Below are 18,300 nucleotides of genomic sequence, written 5' to 3'. Positions count from 1 at the left end.
TATTTTCAGTAATACCCATTCAAATAATCGGTAATTGCAAGATTCTGCACAGTCCGCCGGATGCTGCGATATGGGCGGCCGGTTACCATGGCGTGGTCATCCTGTTCTTTATCTCCGGTTTGGAATTGACTGTGCTGGCACCGGTATCGGATGCGCAAAAAACAGCGATGCAGCGGCAGAAAATTGTTAAACAGCAGGCAAGCTTGCATCAAGTCTGCGTGGAACCTGCAGCAAAATTGGCTATGCGCGCTGGCTGGATGCTGAGTTTTGTAGCATTAGTCGCAATCTGCGGTAATTGCCCATGTAAAATAGACTGCTGCAGCATCAACTTGATGAAACCTTACAATTTACTGACGAAAAACCTGGATTTGACTGATTTTTGAAAATAAGCCCTATTCAGGGATCAAAATAAACAGAACGATCGTGCTAAATTGTGCCTCAGCAGGCGGGTTTCGCTTTATAATTCGATTCCATTCGATTTACGTTAACGTCAATTAAATTTCATTCGCAAATTTGCACAGTAAAGGCAGAACTATGAAAGTCTTGGTCCCGGTCAAACGCGTGGTGGATTACAACGTCAAGGTGCGCGTCAAGTCAGACAACACCGGCGTCGATATCGCCAACGTCAAAATGTCGATGAACCCGTTCGACGAAATCGCGCTCGAAGAAGCGATGCGCCTGAAAGAAGCGGGCAAAGTCACCGAAGTCGTCGCCATCTCGTGCGGCGTCGCGCAATGCCAGGAAACCCTGCGCACCGCGATGGCGATCGGCGCCGACCGCGCGATCCTGGTTGAAACCGAAGCCGACATCCAGCCGCTGGCCGTAGCCAAGCTGTTGAAAGCGCTGGCCGACAAGGAGCAGCCGCAACTGATCATCCTGGGCAAGCAGGCGATCGACGACGACTGCAATCAGACCGGCCAGATGCTGGCGGCGCTGCTGGGCTGGCCGCAAGCCACCTTCGCCTCCAAAGTCGTGCTGGAAGACGGCAAGGTCACGGTCACCCGGGAAGTCGACGGCGGCCTGGAAACCCTGGCACTGACCCTGCCGGCCATCATCACCACCGACCTGCGCCTGAACGAGCCGCGCTACGTCACGCTGCCGAACATCATGAAAGCCAAGAAAAAGCCGCTCGACAGCGTCAAGCCGGCCGATCTGGGCGTCGATGTCGGTTCCCGCCTGAAGACCCTGAAAGTGGTCGAGCCCGCCAAGCGCAGCGCCGGCATCATGGTGCCGGACGTTGCTACGCTGGTGGCCAAGCTCAAGAACGAAGCGAAAGTCATTTGATCCATCGAATGACGCATTGATTTATTTGCGGACGACCGGCCAATTCATGGCGCGGCGTCCGGCTCACTTCATCCTGTTATTAGGAAAACATCATGGCTGTACTCGTCATTGCTGAACACGACAACGCTTCCTTAAAAGGAAGCACGCTGAACACCGTCACCGCTGGCGCCGCTTGCGGCAGCGAGCTCCATATCCTGGTGGCTGGTCACAATTGCGGCGCTGCCGCCCAGGCGGCGGCCCAAGTCGCCGGCGTAGCCAAGGTGCTGGTGGCCGATGCCGCCGCCTTCGCCGACGGCCTGGCCGAAAACGTGGCCGCACAAGTGCTGGCCATTGCCGGCGGCTATTCCCATATCCTGGCGCCTGCTACTGCCTACGGCAAGAATATCCTGCCGCGCGTAGCGGCCAAGCTCGACGTCGGCCAGATCTCCGAAATCACCAAAGTCGATGCACCCGACACCTTCGAGCGCCCGATCTACGCCGGCAATGCGATCGCCACCGTGCAGTCGAGCGATCCGGTCAAGGTCATCACCGTGCGTACCACCGGCTTCGATGCGGCTGCCGCAGGCGGTTCCGCTGCCATTGAAAACATCGCCGCGGTGGCCGACTCCGGCAAATCCGCCTTCGTCGGACGCGAAGTCGCGAAATCCGACCGTCCTGAACTGACCGCTGCCAAGGTCATCGTGTCCGGCGGGCGCGGCATGGGTTCCGGCGACAACTTCAAGATCCTCGAACCGCTGGCCGACCGGCTGGGCGCGGCGATGGGCGCCTCGCGCGCGGCAGTCGATGCCGGCTTCGTGCCGAACGACTGGCAAGTCGGCCAGACCGGCAAGATCGTCGCGCCGCAGCTGTACATCGCGGTCGGCATTTCCGGTGCGATCCAGCATCTGGCCGGGATGAAGGATTCGAAAGTCATCGTTGCCATCAACAAGGATGCGGAAGCGCCGATCTTCTCGGTCGCCGACTACGGCATCGTCGGCGATCTGTTCGAGATCGTGCCGCAACTGGTGGCCGAGCTGGGTTAAGTAGCGCTGGCGCTATTGAGTAATGAAGGCGACAAGACTTACGGTCTTTGTCGCTGGGTTGACAGGCAAGCGCCTGTCAACCGGTAATAATGATCGGGTCTTTTAGCAATGGGCTTTTTATCGAGCTTATCGCTAACAGACCTGTTTTTTTTCCATTTACTGGAGTCAGATGATGAGTTATGTAGCCCCTTTGAAAGATATGCTGTTCGCGCTGAACGAACTTGCCGGTTTGGCTGCCGTGAACGGCTTGCCGGGTTGCGCAGACGCGACACCGGAAACAGTTGAAGCGGTGCTGGAAGAAAATGCCAAGTTCTGCAGCGAAGTCATTGCCCCGTTGAACTGGGCCGGCGACCAGGCGCCGAGCTTTTGGCGCGATGGACAAGTCACGACCACCAAGGGTTTCAAGGAAGCGTTCAAGGCCTACGGCGAAGCCGGCTGGCAAGGCGTGCAGCATCCGGCCGAATTCGGCGGTCAGGGTTTGCCGAAACTGGTAGCTACGCCGTGCATCGAGATGCTCAATTCTGCCAATCTATCGTTTGCATTGTGCCCGTTGCTGACCGACGGCGCGATCGAGGCACTGATGACGGCCGGCTCCGATGCGCAGAAAGCGATTTACCTGGAAAACCTGATTTCCGGCAAATGGACCGGCACCATGAACCTGACCGAGCCGCAGGCCGGCTCCGACCTGGCGGCGGTGCGCACCCGTGCAGTGCCGCAGGGCGACGGCACTTACAAGGTCTTCGGCACCAAGATTTTCATCACCTACGGTGAACACGACATGGCCGAGAACATCGTCCATCTGGTGCTGGCCCGCACCCCGGATGCACCGGAAGGCGTGAAAGGCATTTCGCTGTTCATCGTGCCGAAATTCATGGTCAATGCCGACGGCTCGCCTGGTGCGCGCAACGATGCGCATTGCGTTTCGATCGAACACAAGCTCGGCATCAAGGCCAGCCCGACCGCGGTATTGCAATTCGGCGACCACGGCGGCGCCGTCGGCACCCTGGTCGGCGAGGAAAATCGCGGCCTGGAATACATGTTCATCATGATGAACGCAGCCCGTTTCGCGGTCGGCGTGCAGGGCGTCGCGGTCGCCGAGCGCGCTTACCAGAAAGCGGTGCAGTTCGCCCGCGACCGCGTCCAGTCGCGCGACCTGGCCGGCTCCGCCGGGCCGGTTGCGATCATCCATCATCCGGACGTGCGCCGCATGCTGATGTCGATGCGGGCCCAGATCGAAGCCGCGCGCGCGCTGGCATACGTTGCCGCCGCCGCGTCCGACACCGCGCATCACCATGCGGACGATGCGACGCGCAAGACCTGCCAGGCTGTCTACGAATACCTGGTGCCGATCGTCAAGGGCTGGTCGACCGAGATGTCGCTGGACGTGACCTCGACCGGCGTGCAGGTACATGGCGGCATGGGCTTCATCGAGGAGACCGGCGCTGCGCAGCATTATCGCGATGCCCGGATCCTGACCATCTACGAAGGCACCACCGCGATCCAGGCCAATGATCTGGTCGGCCGCAAAACGGTGCGCGATGGCGGCGCAACCGCCAAGGCAATCATCGCCGAGGTGCGTGCAACGGAAGCGGCGCTGGCGGCGCGCTGCGCGCAACATTCATCAGCCGACCTGGCCGCGATCGGCGCGCAACTGGCGGCCGGCGCGGCTGCGCTGGAAGAAGTTGTCTCTTATGTGGCAGGCAACATGAAGTCCGATATCAAGGCGGTATTCGCCGGTTCGGTACCGTATCTGAAGCTGGCCGGCGTCGTGCTCGGCGGTTGGCAAATGGCGCGTGCGGCCCTGATTGCCGATCAGAAGTTGCAGGCAGGCGAGGGCGATGTCAGCTTCTATCGGGCCAAAATCGGTACCGCGCGTTTCTTTGCCGATCACATCCTGTCGCAGGCAAGCGGTTATCGTACGGCGGTTGTCGCAGGCAGCGCAGGCGTGTTGGCACTGAGCGAAGATCAGTTCTGATCCGGCCGGTATTGCGAATTTTTCGTATTTTCAAGAGTATATTTATACCCGCAATGAATATGTGCGGGGAATGCCATGGAAATGGCGATACTCCTGTTTTTCGCAATGCTTGTTGGAATCTGATGCCTGTTCGTGTTTTTGATTGAAAAAGCGCAATATCAGCGATCTGATTTGCACTATTTCTTGATGTAAAGGGCAGCCGGGAGGCTGCCCTTTTTGCTGGTCGCCATGCTGCTTGATCGGGGTCTGGCGTGCGTGACTTTGTGATGCATCATGCCTTGTGCGAAGGATGCGCTGCGTCTATAAATAAGTGTGCGCTCAATTTATGCGTACGATCCGGCCGGGCGGACGCCATTGGAATCTTGCGCCAGGAGCCGGATCACTTGCTTGATGCGGAGGTTGACATGTCTCGAAAATACATTGATTGCCGAGAGTTCCCGAGCGATATGAACTGCACGGTAGCGATCAGTGCGGATACCGACAAAGAGTTGCTGGATGCAGCCGTGCAACATGCGGTCGCGGTGCACCAGCATCAGGATTCGCCGGAATTGCGTGCGCAGCTGCAACAATTGTTCAAGGAGGGCACGCCACCGATCAAGCGCTGACACAACCCGAAAGTCTGATGTGCAAGTTGCAGGCTTCAGCTTTACCCATACCTGCGCACGCCCAAATCGTCCGCTGCAATGGCTGGCGTCTTGCTTGAGATTAAATCCGCCAGCAATTGTCCCGAGCCGCATGACATGGTCCAGCCCAAGGTACCGTGGCCGGTATTGATCCAGAGGCCGGGGATGGCGGTTGAGCCGACAATTGGCGTCCCATCCGGCGTCATCGGCCGTAGCCCAGTCCAGAAGCTGGTTTGACTGATATCGGCGCCGCGCGGGAACAAATCCGTTAAGACGTGTTCAAGAGTGGCGCGCCGGCTGTCGTGCAGTTCCATGTCATAGCCGACCAGATTGGCCATGCCGCCGACCCGGATGCGGTCATTGAAGCGGGTTACTGCAACCTTGTAGGTTTCATCCAGAATGGTTGAGACCGGCGCTGCTGCGGCATCGGTAATCGGTACCGTGATCGAGTAGCCTTTGACGGGGTAAACCGGGATATCCACCATGCCGCGCAGCAGGGCGGTGGAGAAACTGCCGAGCGACACCACGGTTGCATCCGCTGCCAGGGTTTCGCCAGCCGAGCGGACGCCTTTGAGTCTGCCGCCTTCGATTATCAAGCCGTCAACGCTGCGGTTGAACAGAAAACGGACGCCGGCAGCTTGCGCCAGCGCCGCCAGTTTGGTGGTGAAGAGCTGGCAGTCGCCGGTCTCGTCGTTGGGCAGGCGCAGGCCGCCGCTCAATTTTTCTTTTACCTGTTCCAGCGCCGGTTCGGCTCGCTTCAGTTCATTTCTGCCGAGCAATTCGAACGGCACTCCCATTTCCTGCAGGACCGCGATGTCCTTGGCGGTATCATCCATTTGCTTCTGGGTGCGGAACACTTGCAGCGTGCCTTGCTGACGGCCTTCGTAATCGATGCCGGTGTCGGATCTGATTGCCTTGAAGCAATCTCGGCTGTATTCGGCCAGGCGCACCATGCGCGCTTTGTTGACTGCATAACGTTTTTCGGTACAGTTGGCCAGCATCTGGGTCAGCCATTGCAACTGAAACAGCGAGCCGTCGGGCTTGAGCGACAGCGGCGGATGTTTTTGCAACAGCCACTTGATCGCCTTTGCCGGTACGCCCGGGCCGGCCCACGGCGACGCGTAGCCGGGGGATATTTGTCCGGCGTTGCCGAAACTGGTTTCCAGTGCGGCTTCGGGCTGGCGCTCGATGACAGTCACGTCGTGCCCGGCACGTGCCAGATACCAGGCGCTGGTAACCCCGACCACGCCTGCCCCAAGAACTAGAATCCGCATCACAATCTCCTGAAAATATGCATATATATTATTAAGTATTACTATATTAGTGATTACAATATAGTAAATAGTTCATGTATTTTTGTGTTTTAAAGGAAAAAATAATGCGTACGCAACGACAGCCAGTTCGTACTCTGGACAAACTCGATCGCAAGATATTGATGCTATTGCAACAGGACGGCCGCATGGCGATGACGGAGTTGGCCGATGCGGTTGGCCTGACCATCACGCCCTGCATCGAGCGCGTCAAGCGCATGGAACGGGACGGTATCATTGCCGGCTACCATGCGCGTGTAAATCCACTGGCGCTGGATGCCGGTTTACTGGTGTTTGTCGAAATCACGCTGTCGGCCAAATCGGGGCGGACTTTTGATGATTTCCGGCGCGAAGTGGTGCGGATTCCGCAGGTACTGGAGTGCCATCTGGTGTCGGGCGATTTCGATTACATCATCAAGGCACGCATCAAGGAAATCGGCCAATACCGCAAACTGCTGGGCGACATCCTGTTGCAGCTGCCGGGAGTGACGCAGTCAAAAAGTTTCGTCGTGATGGAGGAGGTCAAGGAAACGTTGATGCTGCCGACCGAGGCATGATTCTCAGGCAGGCTTATCCGAAGGCGCCGCCGGTTAATAGCAGGTCCGAGATGCGCGCCATTGCCGCAATCAATGCAGTCGCACCGACGCCGACAGTGAGTACCAGCAATACCGCCAAAGGCCAGTCCGACATCGACTGGCGGCCGGAACCGGGATTGAAGCGGGCGTCCCATGCACTGTCGGGCGTGACGCCGATTGTCAGCGATGCAATGCACCCCGCCAGCACGGACAGAACGAACGGACTGCCGGTAAACATCAAGGGTTGATCGGGTGCCATCATGGCGATCAGTGCGGAGACCGGAAGGCTGATGAAGTGCAGCCAGGCCCATTTGTCTTGCCAGCCATGTAAATACACGCGATGGACGCCCAGGCCGCCGAGGAAGGTGGCTAAAAAAGTGGCAACGGTCTTGTTTTTATGGCGGGGGCTCATGGGTTATCAATCATCGATATTTAATGAATGGAGTATGTCTTGAAATTTATGGTTTTCCACATGTATTTTGAGCGAATTTAAAAATGCACCGTAGAGTATCTGCTTAATGCGCAATATTGATTGGGCCGCACGGAAGATTCTGACATGGGTTGGGGCCGCGCCCAGTGTGCCGCATGTTTCTTGTTGCGGAAGAAGTGGTAACCGGGCTATAATTTACGGCTTTTTCCGCATTCGAACACTTTTTTGGAAATAAATATGGTCGTCATTCGTTTATCCCGTGGAGGCGCAAAAAAGCGCCCTTTCTTCAATATCGTGGCAACTGATTCGCGCAATCGCCGCGACGGTCGTTTCATCGAGCGCATCGGTTTTTATAATCCGATGGCAGCCGGTGGCGAAGAGCCGTTTCGTGTCGTGCAAGACCGCCTGGCATACTGGCAGGGCGTGGGCGCGCAATTGTCGCCTACAGTAGCTCGTCTGGTTGGTGCTGGCAAAAAAGTAGCTGCGTAAAAATTGTCGCTGAAAATTGCAGCGGGAATGCAAGTTCCCGCCGATCTGGTGCTGGTGGGCTATGTGTCTGGCGCCTACGGAATTCACGGCTGGGTTCGTATCCGGCCTTATTCTGCCGATGCCGATGCGCTGCTGAGCGCGAAGACATGGTGGCTGGACCGGCCTGATGTGCATGATGTCGATGTGATGCAGGCGAAGTTGCACGGCGACGATGTTGTCGCGCAATTGGTGGGGGTTTCTGGTCGTGATGCGGCCGAAGCGCTGAAAGGCACAACCATACAGATTCCCCGCAGTCACTTCCCGGCGCTGGCCGATGGCGAATTCTACTGGATTGATTTGATCGGTCTGGATGTCAATGACCTGGCGGGTGCGTCTCTCGGCGTGGTCAGGGATTTGATGAGTAACGGCGCGCATCCGATTTTGCGTGTGGCGGTGGCCGAATCTCAAGTTGATGGCAAGCCTGCTCGCGAGTTGTTGATTCCTTTTGTCGATCAATTCGTCAAGGCAGTTGATTTGCAGGCGCGGAAAATTATCGCCGACTGGGGTTTGGATTATTAAATTCTGGGGCGCCATGGCTTTAGTCTGGCCAGCTTTGTCGGGAATAGGAGGGCGGGATGCAATTTGATGTCGTCACGCTTTTTCCCGAGATGTTCGTTGCGCTGACGCAGTCCGGTGTCACGCGGCGGGCATTTGAACAAAAAAAATGTGATTTGACGTTGTGGAACCCGCGTCAGTTTACCCGTGACAAACATCGCACCGTGGATGACCGGCCCTACGGCGGCGGCCCCGGAATGGTGATGCTGGCCGAGCCTCTGGATGCTGCAATCGGCGCTGCCCGGCAGCGTCAGGATGCGTTGGGGCTGCCGGTGCCGAAGGTGGTGTATCTGTCGCCGCAAGGCAAGACGCTGACCCATGAATGCGTGATGGGTCTGACCGGTCAGCCAGGTCTGGTGTTGTTGTGCGGACGTTATGAAGCAGTGGATCAGCGTCTGCTGGATGCTTGCGTGGACGAGGAAATCAGTCTCGGCGATTTTGTTCTGTCGGGCGGCGAATTGCCGGCAATGGCCTTGATGGATGCCATTATCCGGCAATTGCCCGGTGTGTTGCACGACGATGCATCGGCGATTGAAGACAGCTTTGTCAATGGCTTGCTCGATTGCCCGCACTATACGCGGCCGGAGCGTTACCATGATGTGCTGGTGCCGCCGGTGCTGTTAGGCGGCAATCATGCGGATATCCAGAAGTGGCGGCGTCAGCAAGCGCTCGCAGCAACTGCCAGAAAACGGCCCGACCTGCTTGCCAAGGCGCGCGAGCAAGGTTTGTTGACAGTTGCGGACGAAAAATTTTTAAGGTGTTTGTAGTTGGTAGTAAAGGGCGGCTAAAGCATTTGGTTTGTCGCATGTTTAATCCCATCCTCTACTGGGCCAAGGCAACAAGCCGGGTGCGCCAGCAAGATGGCATATGGAGCTGAAAATGAATTTGATTCAACAACTTGAGCAAGAAGAAATTGCTCGTCTGGGTAAGAATATCCCTGACTTTGCACCTGGCGATACCGTCATCGTTAATGTGAACGTGGTCGAAGGCACGCGCAAGCGCGCACAGGCTTACGAAGGTGTGGTTATTTCACGCCGCAACCGCGGCTTGAATTCCAACTTCATCGTGCGCAAAATTTCTTCTGGCGAAGGCGTCGAGCGTACGTTCCAGTTGTATTCTCCATTGATCGCTTCAATTGAAGTTAAGCGTCGCGGTGATGTGCGCCGCGCCAAGCTGTATTATTTGCGTGAGCGTTCGGGTAAATCCGCGCGTATTAAAGAAAAATTGCCAAATCGTCGTACTGCGACAAAACAATCCGCGTAACATTACGGATACATTTTGTTTGAGAAAGGGCGCCGATGGTGCCCTTTTTTGTATGGTGAAGTAGGGGTGATTTTGTCCAAGCTGATTTTTGATCCGAAAGTTGCGCCAGTGGCGTCGATTGCAGGCGAATTGGCGGTGCCATCGGAACATCTGGTGGCGCAGTGGTTGCGGCAGCGTTTTGCCAAGCCGCCGGTGTGGCAACCCGAAATCACGGACGAGCACAACTTGCTCTTGCAGAAATTGCCGTTGCGCCCGGCCTCGGTTCTGATTCCTCTGGTGGCCAGAGAGGATGGGATGACTTTGCTTCTGACCCAGCGTTCTGCACATTTGCACGATCATCCCGGGCAGGTTAGTTTTCCCGGCGGTCGTGCCGAGAAAACAGATGCGTCGGCAATCGAGACCGCATTGCGGGAAACCGAAGAGGAAGTTGGCATTCATCGCAGTCATCTGGATGTGCTTGGCATCTTGCCGGACTATTGCACCGTCACCGGTTATCTCGTCACGCCGGTGGTCTCCATCGTAACGCCTCCATTTTCTTTGCAGCCCGACCCTTTTGAAGTTGCCGAAGTTTTTGAGGTTCCGCTCTCATTCCTGATGGATGGAGCGCATCATCAGCGGCGCATAGCCGAGTTTCCATTAGGCCTAGGTCGCCGGACATTCTACGCCATGCCTTATCAGCGATTTTTCATCTGGGGTGCGACCGCGGGCATGTTGCGCAACCTGTTCCACTTTTTGAGAGCCTGATATTGTCGCTATGGTACGCAACCGATATCGGGCAGCATCGCCTGCCGCAAATTCCGACTACAAAACTGCCTTTCTCAACAGATCGTCAGCTCTCTGGTTTCTGACCGCATAAAGCTGTTTGATTCTATTGGCACGCTAGGTTAAGGTAGAGTTTCGCTGATCTTTAAGATGCTCCAATGACTTTTCTTTCCATACTTTGCGCTTTGTTGATTGAGCAACTCAAGCCGTTACGCGCGGACAATCCGATTTATACCGAAATCAAGGCTTTGGCAGTCCGTATGGAAGGCTGGTTCAATGCGGGGCAGGCGCGTCATGGGCAGCGTGGCTGGATTTTCATGATGCTGGCGCTGATGGTGCCGACCATACTGATTTACTGGCTGTGCATCAAGATCGGCCCAATTGCAGCTTTTGCCTGGAATGTCTGTATTGTGTATCTGACGCTCGGTTTCAGGCACTACAGCCATTTCTTTACTTCGATTCAATTGGCCTTGAATGCCGGAGACGATGCGACTGCACGTAACTTGTTGGCGGAATGGACACGGCAGGATACAGCCGGAATGGAAGTGGCTGAAATATCGAGAATAGCGGTTGAAAAAGCCTTGATCTCCACGCATCGGAATGTATTCGGTGTATTTTTCTGGTTCCTGATGCCGCTGGGCCCTGCATGCGCAGTCATGTATCGCGTTGCCGAATATCTGGCGCGCGCCTGGAATGACCCGAATCGTGTGGGCAGCGAAATGTTTGGCCAATTTTCTGCCCGCGCGTTTTATTTTATTGACTGGATTCCGGTGCGTTTAACGGCAGTGGCATTTGCGATAGTGGGTAATTTTGAAGATGCCATCTATGCCTGGCGCAATTTTGCCGGTAACTGGAAAGATGAAGCGATTGGCATCATCCTTTCCTCTGGCGGCGGTGCGATGGGCTTTCGGCTTGGCACGCCGCTGGAAAATGCGACTGATATATTGCCTGTTGATGCGGCAATCGTGGATTCGATCGCCGTTGAGGCCGACAGCGCGCCCGGGGACGAGCCCTCGATCCGTGCGCTGCAGAGTACGGTGGGCCTGGTGTGGCGCGCACTCTTGCTCTGGATGCTGCTGCTCTTGCTATTGTCGATCGCAGTCTGGCTGGGTTAAGCGGTCAGCAGTTATTGGCTGTCCTTGATTTCATATCGTGGTTTGCCTTTTCGCGCACAAGTCTTCTATAAGATATAATACGTAAGAATCTTGAAAGCTTGGTGCCACACAATGGCGGCAAGCAAAATTGGATAGCAGATGCTATAGAAATCAGCTGCAAACATGGCTCATAACGATACAGATCCGATCACCAAAGAGTTTTTCATACTCGGCATTACTCATAATGGAAAACAATTTCGCCCAAGCGACTGGTCCGAGCGTTTATGTGGCGCCATGTCCTGCTTTCGGCAGGATGGCGGCAGGAATGCCCACCTGCAGTATTCGCCCTATGTCCGACCGATCCTGCTCAACGGTATACGTTCGGTGGTGGTGAACGAGGAATTACGCCTGATTGAACCATTGGCATATCATTTCGTTGTGAATTTTGCCAAGGATAATGATCTCCAGGTGGTTGATGCCTGTTTGTTGCCTGATTCAGACGAGAAAAAAATCTGAAATTTCTTGCCAGGCATCATCCACGGCTATATCTGCCAGCCTGCTGCTGAAAAATCACCCTTCAATCGACGTTGTTGCTAACTGACGTTGTGCACCTGCCTACGAAAAACGCGAACTTCCCTACATGTCGGTGATTTTCATAAAATAGGGAGTATCCTTATTTTAATGGTTCTTCCCACGTATTTATTACGTAAATTAAATATACTCTAGTCGGTAGACTGGGCGGTGCAACTGCCGTTCTGGTACGGGCAAAGTGCGTCGGCTTCGCCCGCCCTATTTTTTTTGTGTATTTGTGGACATCTGCTTGCAACTGCAAGCAGATGTGAAAAAGGAGAGCCTTGGCTCTCCTTTTTCACATCTGACACCGGGCTCTTGTCGTTGAAATGAAAATTGCCCCCTCAGATTAATTGCGTGTTTCGACCTGTGACAAAGGTTCTGTCGATAACGGCGGCAAAGGCTTGCGCTCCCGATGCACTACTGCGGGAGGGGCGATTCTTGCTGCAGATTCCTGCGCTGCGCGCAATTTTTCCGGGTTCGTAGAGGCTTGCGTCAGTCCCGCTGCAGCAAGCATTTGCTGCAAATCAGTGGCGGGACTTGGCGTCGAAACCGTAGAGATTGTAGGCAGGGTTGCAGCTTCAGCTGGTGCGGTTGCTTCAACCGGAGCAACCAACTCAACCGGCGCAACCAACTCAACCGGCGCAACCATTTCAACCGGAGCAACCATTTCAACCGGAGCAACCATTTCAACCGGAGCAACCATTTCAACCGGAGCAACCAACTCAGCCGGCGCAACCAACTCAGCCGGAGCGGTTAACTCACTCGACGCAGCAGATTCGCTTGTGTTCGTTTCTGTTGCAGCAGCTTCGATAGGTGCCGGAGTAATGACGGCCAGTGTCGCGATTTCAGGCGCGACCTCGGTCTGGGCGACAGCCGGTGCAACGATGGATGTCGTGTCAGATACTACCGGGGTCGACTGCACCATGTTGGCCCAGCTTGATTCGGCAGTTGCTTCCGTTGGCCCTGCAGGAGCAGCGATATCACCGGATTCGAGCTGGTCGCTTGTTTCACGGTCGCGACGATTGCGGTTACGTCCGCCACGACGGCGACGGCGGCGCGGCTCATCGCCTTGCTCGCCGGCTTCTGTGTCTTCCAGAGCCGCATCTTCCTCCGTAGTCAACTCGCGGGCATTAATCGCGTCAGATGCCGGTATTGCCGCTGCAATAGCGGTTGCAGCGACGCTGGCTCCTGTGACTAATGATGGTGCTGCAAGCGGTAGTGTTTCGTCAATTTTCGGCTCCGCAGCATCGGACTCCTTGCTTTCATCGCGGCTGCGTTGTTGACGCTCGCCACTGCTGCGGCCGCGACGGCCTTCATTTCCTTCCCCGGCTTCGCGCGGTGGCCTAGGCTGACGCGGCGGACGCGCTGGTCGTGCTTCCGCGATCTCGGCGGCGGCTGGCTTGACAGCTTCGTCGCGTACATCAAGCCGTACAGCTTCACGTTCTTCGCGGTTGTTGCGGTCTTTGCCATTGCGGCCGCCACGGCTGCGCGGACCTCGGTTGCTGCGCTCATTGCGTTCGCGGCTTGGTTGTGGTTTTTCTTGGGTGACAACTACCGGAGCGGCAATGGTAGTGAGCGGTTTCTTGCCGAATAGCAAATCGATGAATTTGCTGAAAAAACCTTCCTTGGCCGGTTTTTTTACTGCATCGGCAGCGGCGTCCGCTGAAGGCGCGGCTACGGGGGTGCGATCCACCAGAGGAGCCGGTTGCGATGGCGTGATGCCTTTGACCACGGCTTCCTGGCGCGGCTTGATTTCCTCTTTCTGGCGCTTGTCGTAACTGATATCGGTCTCCGCCTCTTCCACCATCGCATAACTGGCCTGACTGTCTTCCAGGCGCGGATCGTCATGCTTGATGCGTTCCAGTTTGTAGTGCGGCGTTTCCAGATGCTTGTTCGGGATCAGGATCACGGTAACGCGGTGGCGAGTTTCGATTTTCAGGATTTCGCCACGTTTTTCATTGAGCAGGAAAGCGGCAACATCCACTGGAGCCTGTACATGGATGGCGGCCGAATGTTCTTTCATCGCCTCTTCCTGGATGATGCGCAGGACTTGGAGAGCGGAAGATTCAGTGTCGCGGATATGGCCGGTGCCGTTGCAGCGCGGACAAGTCACATGGCTGCCTTCCGACAGCGAAGGGCGCAGGCGCTGGCGCGACAATTCCATCAGGCCGAAACGGGAAATCTTGCCCATCTGGACCCGGGCGCGATCGTAGTGCAGTGCGTCTTTCAGGCGGGTTTCAACTTCGCGCTGGTTTTTCGCGTTCTCCATGTCGATGAAGTCGATCACGATCAAGCCGCCCAGATCGCGCAGACGCAATTGACGGGCAACTTCCTCGGCCGCTTCGCAGTTGGTGTTGAAGGCAGTGGTTTCGATGTCCGAGCCCCGTGTTGCGCGCGCCGAGTTGACGTCGACCGATACCAGTGCTTCGGTGTGGTCAATCACGATCGCGCCGCCGGACGGCAATGGCACGGTGCGCGAATATGCGGTTTCGATCTGATGCTCGATCTGGAAGCGTGAAAACAGCGGTACGTCGTCGCTGTAGCGCTTGACGCGATGCACCATGTCAGGCATTACGTGGCTCATGAACTGATGTGCCTGCTCATAAATGCCGTCGGTATCAATCAGGATTTCGCCGATGTCCGGCTGGAAATAATCCCGAATGGCGCGAATTACCAGGGAGGATTCCTGGTAAATCAGGAAGGCTCCGGGCGCTGATTTGCCGGCGCCTTCAATCGCGCGCCAGAGTTGCATCAGATAGTTCAAATCCCATTGCAATTCATCTACATTGCGGCCGATTCCTGCGGTGCGGGCAATGACGGACATGCCGCTTGGCAGATCCAACTTGTCCATGGTTTCGCGCAGTTCCTGGCGGTCTTCACCCTCGACCCGACGCGAAACACCGCCGCCGCGTGGATTGTTCGGCATTAGCACCAGATAGCGGCCAGCCAGGGAAACGAAGGTGGTCAGAGCGGCGCCTTTGTTGCCGCGCTCCTCTTTTTCCACCTGCACCATGATTTCCTGGCCTTCACGCAAGGCATCCTTTATCGATGTATTGCGGACATCGACACCTTCCTTGAAGTAGCCGCGTGCAACTTCCTTGAAGGGCAGAAAGCCGTGACGGTCTTCTCCATAATTAACGAAACAGGCTTCCAGCGATGGCTCGATGCGGGTGATGACGCCCTTGTAAATGTTCGACTTGCGCTGTTCGCGTCCGGTGGTTTCGATATCGATATCGATGAGTTTTTGCCCATCAACAATGGCAACGCGCAATTCTTCTTGCTGCGTGGCATTAAACAACATGCGTTTCATGTATATGCTCCGTGACCCGAAGGTCAGCTTAAATGCTGTCTGATCTGTTTGTTTTCACAGACAGCAAATGTACAGGGATGCACGCGAAACGATAGCCTGGGGAGGGAATTGCCTTATTCTGAAGAAGACGAGCCATAGGCGCCGAATTCATCATGGGGCGCGGATGGAGTCAATCTGGTTGCCGAGTGCGCACATCGCCAGCAATGCATCTGTCGTCGAATCCAACGATCCAGATGCGTGGCGGTGAGCAGTTAAAATGAGCTAAACAAATCATGGGTTTAGCGAAAGCGGCAATAGTAATCAACCACATCAACCAGCAAGCTTCCTTTTTATGTTTAGTATGAAGGTGAGCTTGCCGGCAACATATCCTTGTAATCCAAGCAATCTTTTCCAGCATCCTTTGCGTTATCCGATTACAACAACGGTGCAACCTTGACTCGCACAGGATGATGCGTACACATCTTTTCCACCGAATTTGCAAATTGGCGAGGCCAGTGGAGACGCCCCTGTGTAGAATGTCTTTATTATTCTTGCACTTGCAACGGTTTTTCGCCGAAGCGAAATGATTATATATTCAAAATGAAGGACTTAATGAGATTTTCTGGGAATGAGGACCAAAAGCCGGTTCATCATCGAGAGTCGCAAAACCAGTCTCCCGCGCAATTCGTGAATATCGCTGAAGAAGAAGCTGGGCAGCGGATCGATAATTTCCTGCTGCGTGTGTGCAAGGGTGTGCCAAAAAGTCATGTTTATCGGATTTTGCGTTCCGGTGAGGTTCGCGTTAACAAGGGGCGGATTGACCAAACATACCGGTTGCTGGCAGGTGATGTGGTGCGTATACCACCGATTCGCATGTCGGAAAAAAATGTGCAGTCGGTACCTGGCGCAGAATTCAAAATTTTGCTGGAGGATAATTATCTTTTGGTAATTGATAAGCCGGCAGGCGTTGCTGTGCATGGCGGCTCAGGAGTCAGCTATGGTGTGATAGAGCAGTTGCGTGCTGCACGCCCGGATGCAAAATTTCTCGAACTGGTGCATCGGCTGGACCGCGACACCTCTGGTATTTTGTTACTGGCGAAAAAGCGCTCGGCCCTGGTGAATTTGCATGAACAAATTCGTGAAGGTCAACTCGACAAGCGGTATCTGGTTTTGGTGCATGGCGACTGGCAAAATCAGCGGCAGCATGTCAAATTGCCCTTGTTTAAATACACCACTTCCGAAGGGGAGCGCAGGGTAAGGGTGCAGGCGGATGGTTTGGCATCGCACACCGTGTTTACTTTATTGAGAAGATACGGTGCGTTTGCGTTGCTTGAGGCAGAATTAAAAACTGGCCGAACGCACCAGATCAGGGTGCATCTCTCTTCAAGTGGATTTGCGATCGCTGGCGATGATAAATATGGGGATTTTGCTCTGAATCGTGCGTTGTTGAAGGCGACAGGCGAGCGCGGTGCGTTAAAGCGCATGTTTCTACATGCGCATCAGATCACCTTTAATCATCCTGAAACCGGCAAGCCTGTGACGTTAAAAGCGGCACTGGCACCGGAATGTGAGAATTTTCTGAAAAGTATGGAAGATGCGCCTGCGCTGAAGCGCACTGAGTGAAATTCGCGAGCGTAATACTTCTAACGTTTTACTAACATATGAATTAATGGAGTTGGCAGTCTGCGCTGCCAAAAAAATGGCAAGAAAGCAATTTGATTTAATCGTATTCGATTGGGATGGCACCTTGATGGATAGCACTGCGGCTATCGCCAAATGTATTCAGGCATCGGCCAGGGATCTGGGCTTGCCGGTACCGGACGACAGGATGGCTTCGCAGGTGATCGGTTTGGGTTTGCAAGAGGCCATGGAGGCAGTATTGCCAAACGTCGACCCGAAATATTATCCGCGCATGATCGAGCGTTATCGCTATCATTATTTGATGCAGGATCACGCGCTGACCTTGTTTGCGGGCGTTCCTGAAATGTTGGCCGAGTTATCGCAAGAAGGATATTTCCTTGCCGTGGCAACCGGCAAGAGCCGGGTCGGCTTGAACCGGGCTCTTGACGCAGTCAATCTGCTGTCCTTGTTTGATGCAACACGTTGCGCTGACGAAACCTTTTCCAAGCCGCATCCGGCCATGCTGCAAGAGTTAACCCGTGAGCTGGGCCAGGACATAAAGCGTACGGTCATGATTGGCGATACCACGCATGATTTGCAGATGGCTGCCAATGCAGGCGCCGCCGGCATTGCTGTAGAGTATGGCGCGCATCCAGAGCATCAATTGCAAGCATTCGCCCCGTTATTTTCTGCCAGTTCCGTGCCAATGCTGCATGATTGGCTGAGCCGACACGCATAGATGAGAATGACTAAAGTAACTATTCCAATCTGCAGTTCGGATGAAGTCCGGGAGGGGGGGGAGTGGGGTGCGTTTTCCCGTTACCGCGGGCGGGGAAGATGCCGTGGGGTTTGTGGTGCGTCATGCAGGTGTTGTGCGTGGGTTTCTGAACCGATGTGCGCATGTTCCAATGGAGCTTGATTGGAATCCGGGTGTTTTTTTTGAATCCAGTGGTGCGTATTTAATGTGTTCAACGCATGGGGCGCTTTACTCCCCAAGCACAGGGAAGTGTGCCGGAGGTCCCTGCCGTGGGGCGAGTCTGCGGGCGATAACGGTCATTGAGGTTGATGGTCAGATTTTTTGGCAGCCGGATGATTACATTCGCCCTGCAATGGCCTGATTCCACATCTGGACAAGTAAACGGCAATAGTGGTTTTTTCGTCATTTTTTCGTAAATATTCTATCAATCGCTTTCGAAACCGCGTTTGCATTTTGCGGCATTCAGGGCAAACGTAACTAGCTAAAACCATGAGCGATAATGATTTCGACAGTATGCCCAACAAGAATTCAATGGATCAAATGAAATCCGATAGTAAAAAAGAAGGATGGGAGCGCGAAGTATTGGAAAAACTGGCTTTTTCCACAATCAGGGAGCAGCGCGCAAGCCGTCGCTGGGGAA

At 55.0% G+C, this 18,300-nt stretch carries 19 protein-coding genes and 1 pseudogene; 17 read left to right on the top strand and 3 right to left on the bottom strand.

Annotated features, from left to right (window positions below; translation table 11 throughout):
- The 5 genes from HMCN_RS19590 to HMCN_RS17795 all read left to right on the top strand — a co-directional run.
- Window positions 1-383, top strand: a 383-nt coding sequence (locus tag HMCN_RS19590; RefSeq protein ID WP_035627130.1) for a hypothetical protein, incomplete at its 5' end; no start/stop codon positions are given.
- Between the two features lie 151 nt (window positions 384-534).
- On the top strand, window positions 535-1,284 hold the full coding sequence (locus HMCN_RS0113380) for an electron transfer flavoprotein subunit beta/FixA family protein (RefSeq protein ID WP_025917867.1): 750 nt from the start codon (window positions 535-537) through the stop codon (window positions 1,282-1,284).
- Window positions 1,285-1,376: 92 nt separating this feature from the next.
- Window positions 1,377-2,306 (top strand): electron transfer flavoprotein subunit alpha/FixB family protein, encoded by a 930-nt coding sequence (locus HMCN_RS0113375; protein ID WP_025917866.1) that lies wholly within the window; start codon window positions 1,377-1,379, stop codon window positions 2,304-2,306.
- A 172-nt stretch (window positions 2,307-2,478) separates the two neighbouring features.
- On the top strand, window positions 2,479-4,281 hold the full coding sequence (locus tag HMCN_RS0113370) for an acyl-CoA dehydrogenase (RefSeq protein WP_025917865.1): 1,803 nt from the start codon (window positions 2,479-2,481) through the stop codon (window positions 4,279-4,281).
- A 404-nt stretch (window positions 4,282-4,685) separates the two neighbouring features.
- The gene (locus tag HMCN_RS17795) at window positions 4,686-4,886 is read left to right on the top strand and encodes a DUF1059 domain-containing protein (protein ID WP_035627134.1); all 201 of its coding nucleotides are present in this window, start codon (window positions 4,686-4,688) and stop codon (window positions 4,884-4,886) included.
- Between the two features lie 41 nt (window positions 4,887-4,927).
- Here the strand turns inward: HMCN_RS17795 and HMCN_RS0113360 are convergent, their stop codons facing one another.
- Window positions 4,928-6,181 carry a D-amino acid dehydrogenase gene (locus HMCN_RS0113360; RefSeq protein ID WP_369792153.1) on the bottom strand — a complete coding sequence of 418 codons (1,254 nt, stop codon included), beginning with the start codon at window positions 6,179-6,181 and terminating at the stop codon, window positions 4,928-4,930.
- Window positions 6,182-6,282: 101 nt separating this feature from the next.
- Here HMCN_RS0113360 and HMCN_RS0113355 point away from each other — a divergent pair, with 101 nt between their 5' ends.
- On the top strand, window positions 6,283-6,771 hold the full coding sequence (locus tag HMCN_RS0113355) for an Lrp/AsnC ligand binding domain-containing protein (RefSeq protein ID WP_025917863.1): 489 nt from the start codon (window positions 6,283-6,285) through the stop codon (window positions 6,769-6,771).
- A gap of 13 nt (window positions 6,772-6,784) precedes the next feature.
- On the opposite strand, the gene HMCN_RS0113350 is transcribed toward HMCN_RS0113355, so the two are convergent.
- Window positions 6,785-7,201: an NINE protein gene (locus tag HMCN_RS0113350; RefSeq protein WP_025917862.1), complete on the bottom strand. Its 417-nt coding sequence runs from the start codon at window positions 7,199-7,201 to the stop codon at window positions 6,785-6,787.
- 255 nt (window positions 7,202-7,456) lie between these two features.
- Here HMCN_RS0113350 and rpsP point away from each other — a divergent pair, with 255 nt between their 5' ends.
- The 7 genes from rpsP (at window position 7,457) to HMCN_RS0113315 (ending at window position 11,937) form a co-directional block, all read left to right on the top strand.
- Window positions 7,457-7,708 carry a 30S ribosomal protein S16 gene (gene rpsP, locus HMCN_RS0113345; RefSeq protein ID WP_025917861.1) on the top strand — a complete coding sequence of 84 codons (252 nt, stop codon included), beginning with the start codon at window positions 7,457-7,459 and terminating at the stop codon, window positions 7,706-7,708.
- Between the two features lie 27 nt (window positions 7,709-7,735).
- Window positions 7,736-8,266, top strand: a complete 531-nt coding sequence (gene rimM / locus HMCN_RS0113340; protein ID WP_025917860.1) for a ribosome maturation factor RimM — start codon at window positions 7,736-7,738, stop codon at window positions 8,264-8,266.
- Window positions 8,267-8,322: 56 nt separating this feature from the next.
- A complete protein-coding gene (gene trmD, locus HMCN_RS0113335; protein WP_025917859.1) occupies window positions 8,323-9,069 on the top strand; it encodes a tRNA (guanosine(37)-N1)-methyltransferase TrmD in 747 nt (248 codons plus the stop codon).
- 112 nt (window positions 9,070-9,181) lie between these two features.
- Entirely contained in the window at window positions 9,182-9,565 is a 384-nt protein-coding gene (rplS, locus tag HMCN_RS0113330) for a 50S ribosomal protein L19 (protein WP_025917858.1), read from the top strand.
- A gap of 72 nt (window positions 9,566-9,637) precedes the next feature.
- Window positions 9,638-10,309, top strand: coding sequence for a CoA pyrophosphatase (locus HMCN_RS0113325; protein WP_025917857.1), 672 nt, complete (start codon window positions 9,638-9,640; stop codon window positions 10,307-10,309).
- A 176-nt stretch (window positions 10,310-10,485) separates the two neighbouring features.
- Window positions 10,486-11,442: a CobD/CbiB family protein gene (locus HMCN_RS0113320; RefSeq protein ID WP_025917856.1), complete on the top strand. Its 957-nt coding sequence runs from the start codon at window positions 10,486-10,488 to the stop codon at window positions 11,440-11,442.
- A gap of 162 nt (window positions 11,443-11,604) precedes the next feature.
- Window positions 11,605-11,937, top strand: coding sequence for a DUF3579 domain-containing protein (locus HMCN_RS0113315; protein ID WP_025917855.1), 333 nt, complete (start codon window positions 11,605-11,607; stop codon window positions 11,935-11,937).
- A gap of 403 nt (window positions 11,938-12,340) precedes the next feature.
- Here HMCN_RS0113315 and HMCN_RS0113310 read toward each other — a convergent pair whose 3' ends face one another.
- Window positions 12,341-15,304 carry an Rne/Rng family ribonuclease gene (locus tag HMCN_RS0113310; protein ID WP_025917854.1) on the bottom strand — a complete coding sequence of 988 codons (2,964 nt, stop codon included), beginning with the start codon at window positions 15,302-15,304 and terminating at the stop codon, window positions 12,341-12,343.
- Between the two features lie 579 nt (window positions 15,305-15,883).
- Between HMCN_RS0113310 and HMCN_RS0113305 the strand changes: the two genes are divergently transcribed.
- The 4 genes and pseudogenes from HMCN_RS0113305 to HMCN_RS19400 all read left to right on the top strand — a co-directional run.
- The gene (locus HMCN_RS0113305) at window positions 15,884-16,906 is read left to right on the top strand and encodes an RluA family pseudouridine synthase (protein ID WP_025917853.1); all 1,023 of its coding nucleotides are present in this window, start codon (window positions 15,884-15,886) and stop codon (window positions 16,904-16,906) included.
- A gap of 76 nt (window positions 16,907-16,982) precedes the next feature.
- A complete protein-coding gene (locus HMCN_RS0113300; protein WP_025917852.1) occupies window positions 16,983-17,642 on the top strand; it encodes an HAD-IIIA family hydrolase in 660 nt (219 codons plus the stop codon).
- A gap of 40 nt (window positions 17,643-17,682) precedes the next feature.
- Window positions 17,683-18,021, top strand: coding sequence for a Rieske (2Fe-2S) protein (locus tag HMCN_RS18800; protein ID WP_369792152.1), 339 nt, complete (start codon window positions 17,683-17,685; stop codon window positions 18,019-18,021).
- A gap of 152 nt (window positions 18,022-18,173) precedes the next feature.
- Window positions 18,174-18,300 (top strand): annotated as a pseudogene (locus tag HMCN_RS19400) (S49 family peptidase); the annotation flags it as partial.

This window comes from Herminiimonas sp. CN, from assembly GCF_000622895.1.
Classification (GTDB): domain Bacteria; phylum Pseudomonadota; class Gammaproteobacteria; order Burkholderiales; family Burkholderiaceae_D; genus AVCC01.
Note: the sequence above shows the minus strand (reverse complement) of the source record. Positions and strands in the feature narration are given on the sequence as shown.

Excerpts from the sequence above, each read along its gene's own strand:
- HMCN_RS0113380 (WP_025917867.1), top strand. The coding sequence starts at position 535 with ATGAAAGTCTTGGTCCCGGTCAAACGCGTGGTGGATTACAACGTCAAG.
- HMCN_RS0113375 (WP_025917866.1), top strand. The coding sequence starts at position 1,377 with ATGGCTGTACTCGTCATTGCTGAACACGACAACGCTTCCTTAAAAGGA.
- HMCN_RS0113370 (WP_025917865.1), top strand. The coding sequence starts at position 2,479 with ATGAGTTATGTAGCCCCTTTGAAAGATATGCTGTTCGCGCTGAACGAA.
- HMCN_RS17795 (WP_035627134.1), top strand. The coding sequence starts at position 4,686 with ATGTCTCGAAAATACATTGATTGCCGAGAGTTCCCGAGCGATATGAAC.
- HMCN_RS0113355 (WP_025917863.1), top strand. The coding sequence starts at position 6,283 with ATGCGTACGCAACGACAGCCAGTTCGTACTCTGGACAAACTCGATCGC.
- HMCN_RS0113350 (WP_025917862.1), bottom strand. The coding sequence starts at position 7,201 with ATGAGCCCCCGCCATAAAAACAAGACCGTTGCCACTTTTTTAGCCACC.
- rpsP (WP_025917861.1), top strand. The coding sequence starts at position 7,457 with ATGGTCGTCATTCGTTTATCCCGTGGAGGCGCAAAAAAGCGCCCTTTC.
- rimM (WP_025917860.1), top strand. The coding sequence starts at position 7,736 with ATGCAAGTTCCCGCCGATCTGGTGCTGGTGGGCTATGTGTCTGGCGCC.
- trmD (WP_025917859.1), top strand. The coding sequence starts at position 8,323 with ATGCAATTTGATGTCGTCACGCTTTTTCCCGAGATGTTCGTTGCGCTG.
- rplS (WP_025917858.1), top strand. The coding sequence starts at position 9,182 with ATGAATTTGATTCAACAACTTGAGCAAGAAGAAATTGCTCGTCTGGGT.
- HMCN_RS0113320 (WP_025917856.1), top strand. The coding sequence starts at position 10,486 with ATGACTTTTCTTTCCATACTTTGCGCTTTGTTGATTGAGCAACTCAAG.
- HMCN_RS0113315 (WP_025917855.1), top strand. The coding sequence starts at position 11,605 with ATGGCTCATAACGATACAGATCCGATCACCAAAGAGTTTTTCATACTC.
- HMCN_RS0113310 (WP_025917854.1), bottom strand. The coding sequence starts at position 15,304 with ATGAAACGCATGTTGTTTAATGCCACGCAGCAAGAAGAATTGCGCGTT.
- HMCN_RS0113305 (WP_025917853.1), top strand. The coding sequence starts at position 15,884 with ATGAAGGACTTAATGAGATTTTCTGGGAATGAGGACCAAAAGCCGGTT.
- HMCN_RS0113300 (WP_025917852.1), top strand. The coding sequence starts at position 16,983 with ATGGCAAGAAAGCAATTTGATTTAATCGTATTCGATTGGGATGGCACC.
- HMCN_RS18800 (WP_369792152.1), top strand. The coding sequence starts at position 17,683 with ATGAAGTCCGGGAGGGGGGGGAGTGGGGTGCGTTTTCCCGTTACCGCG.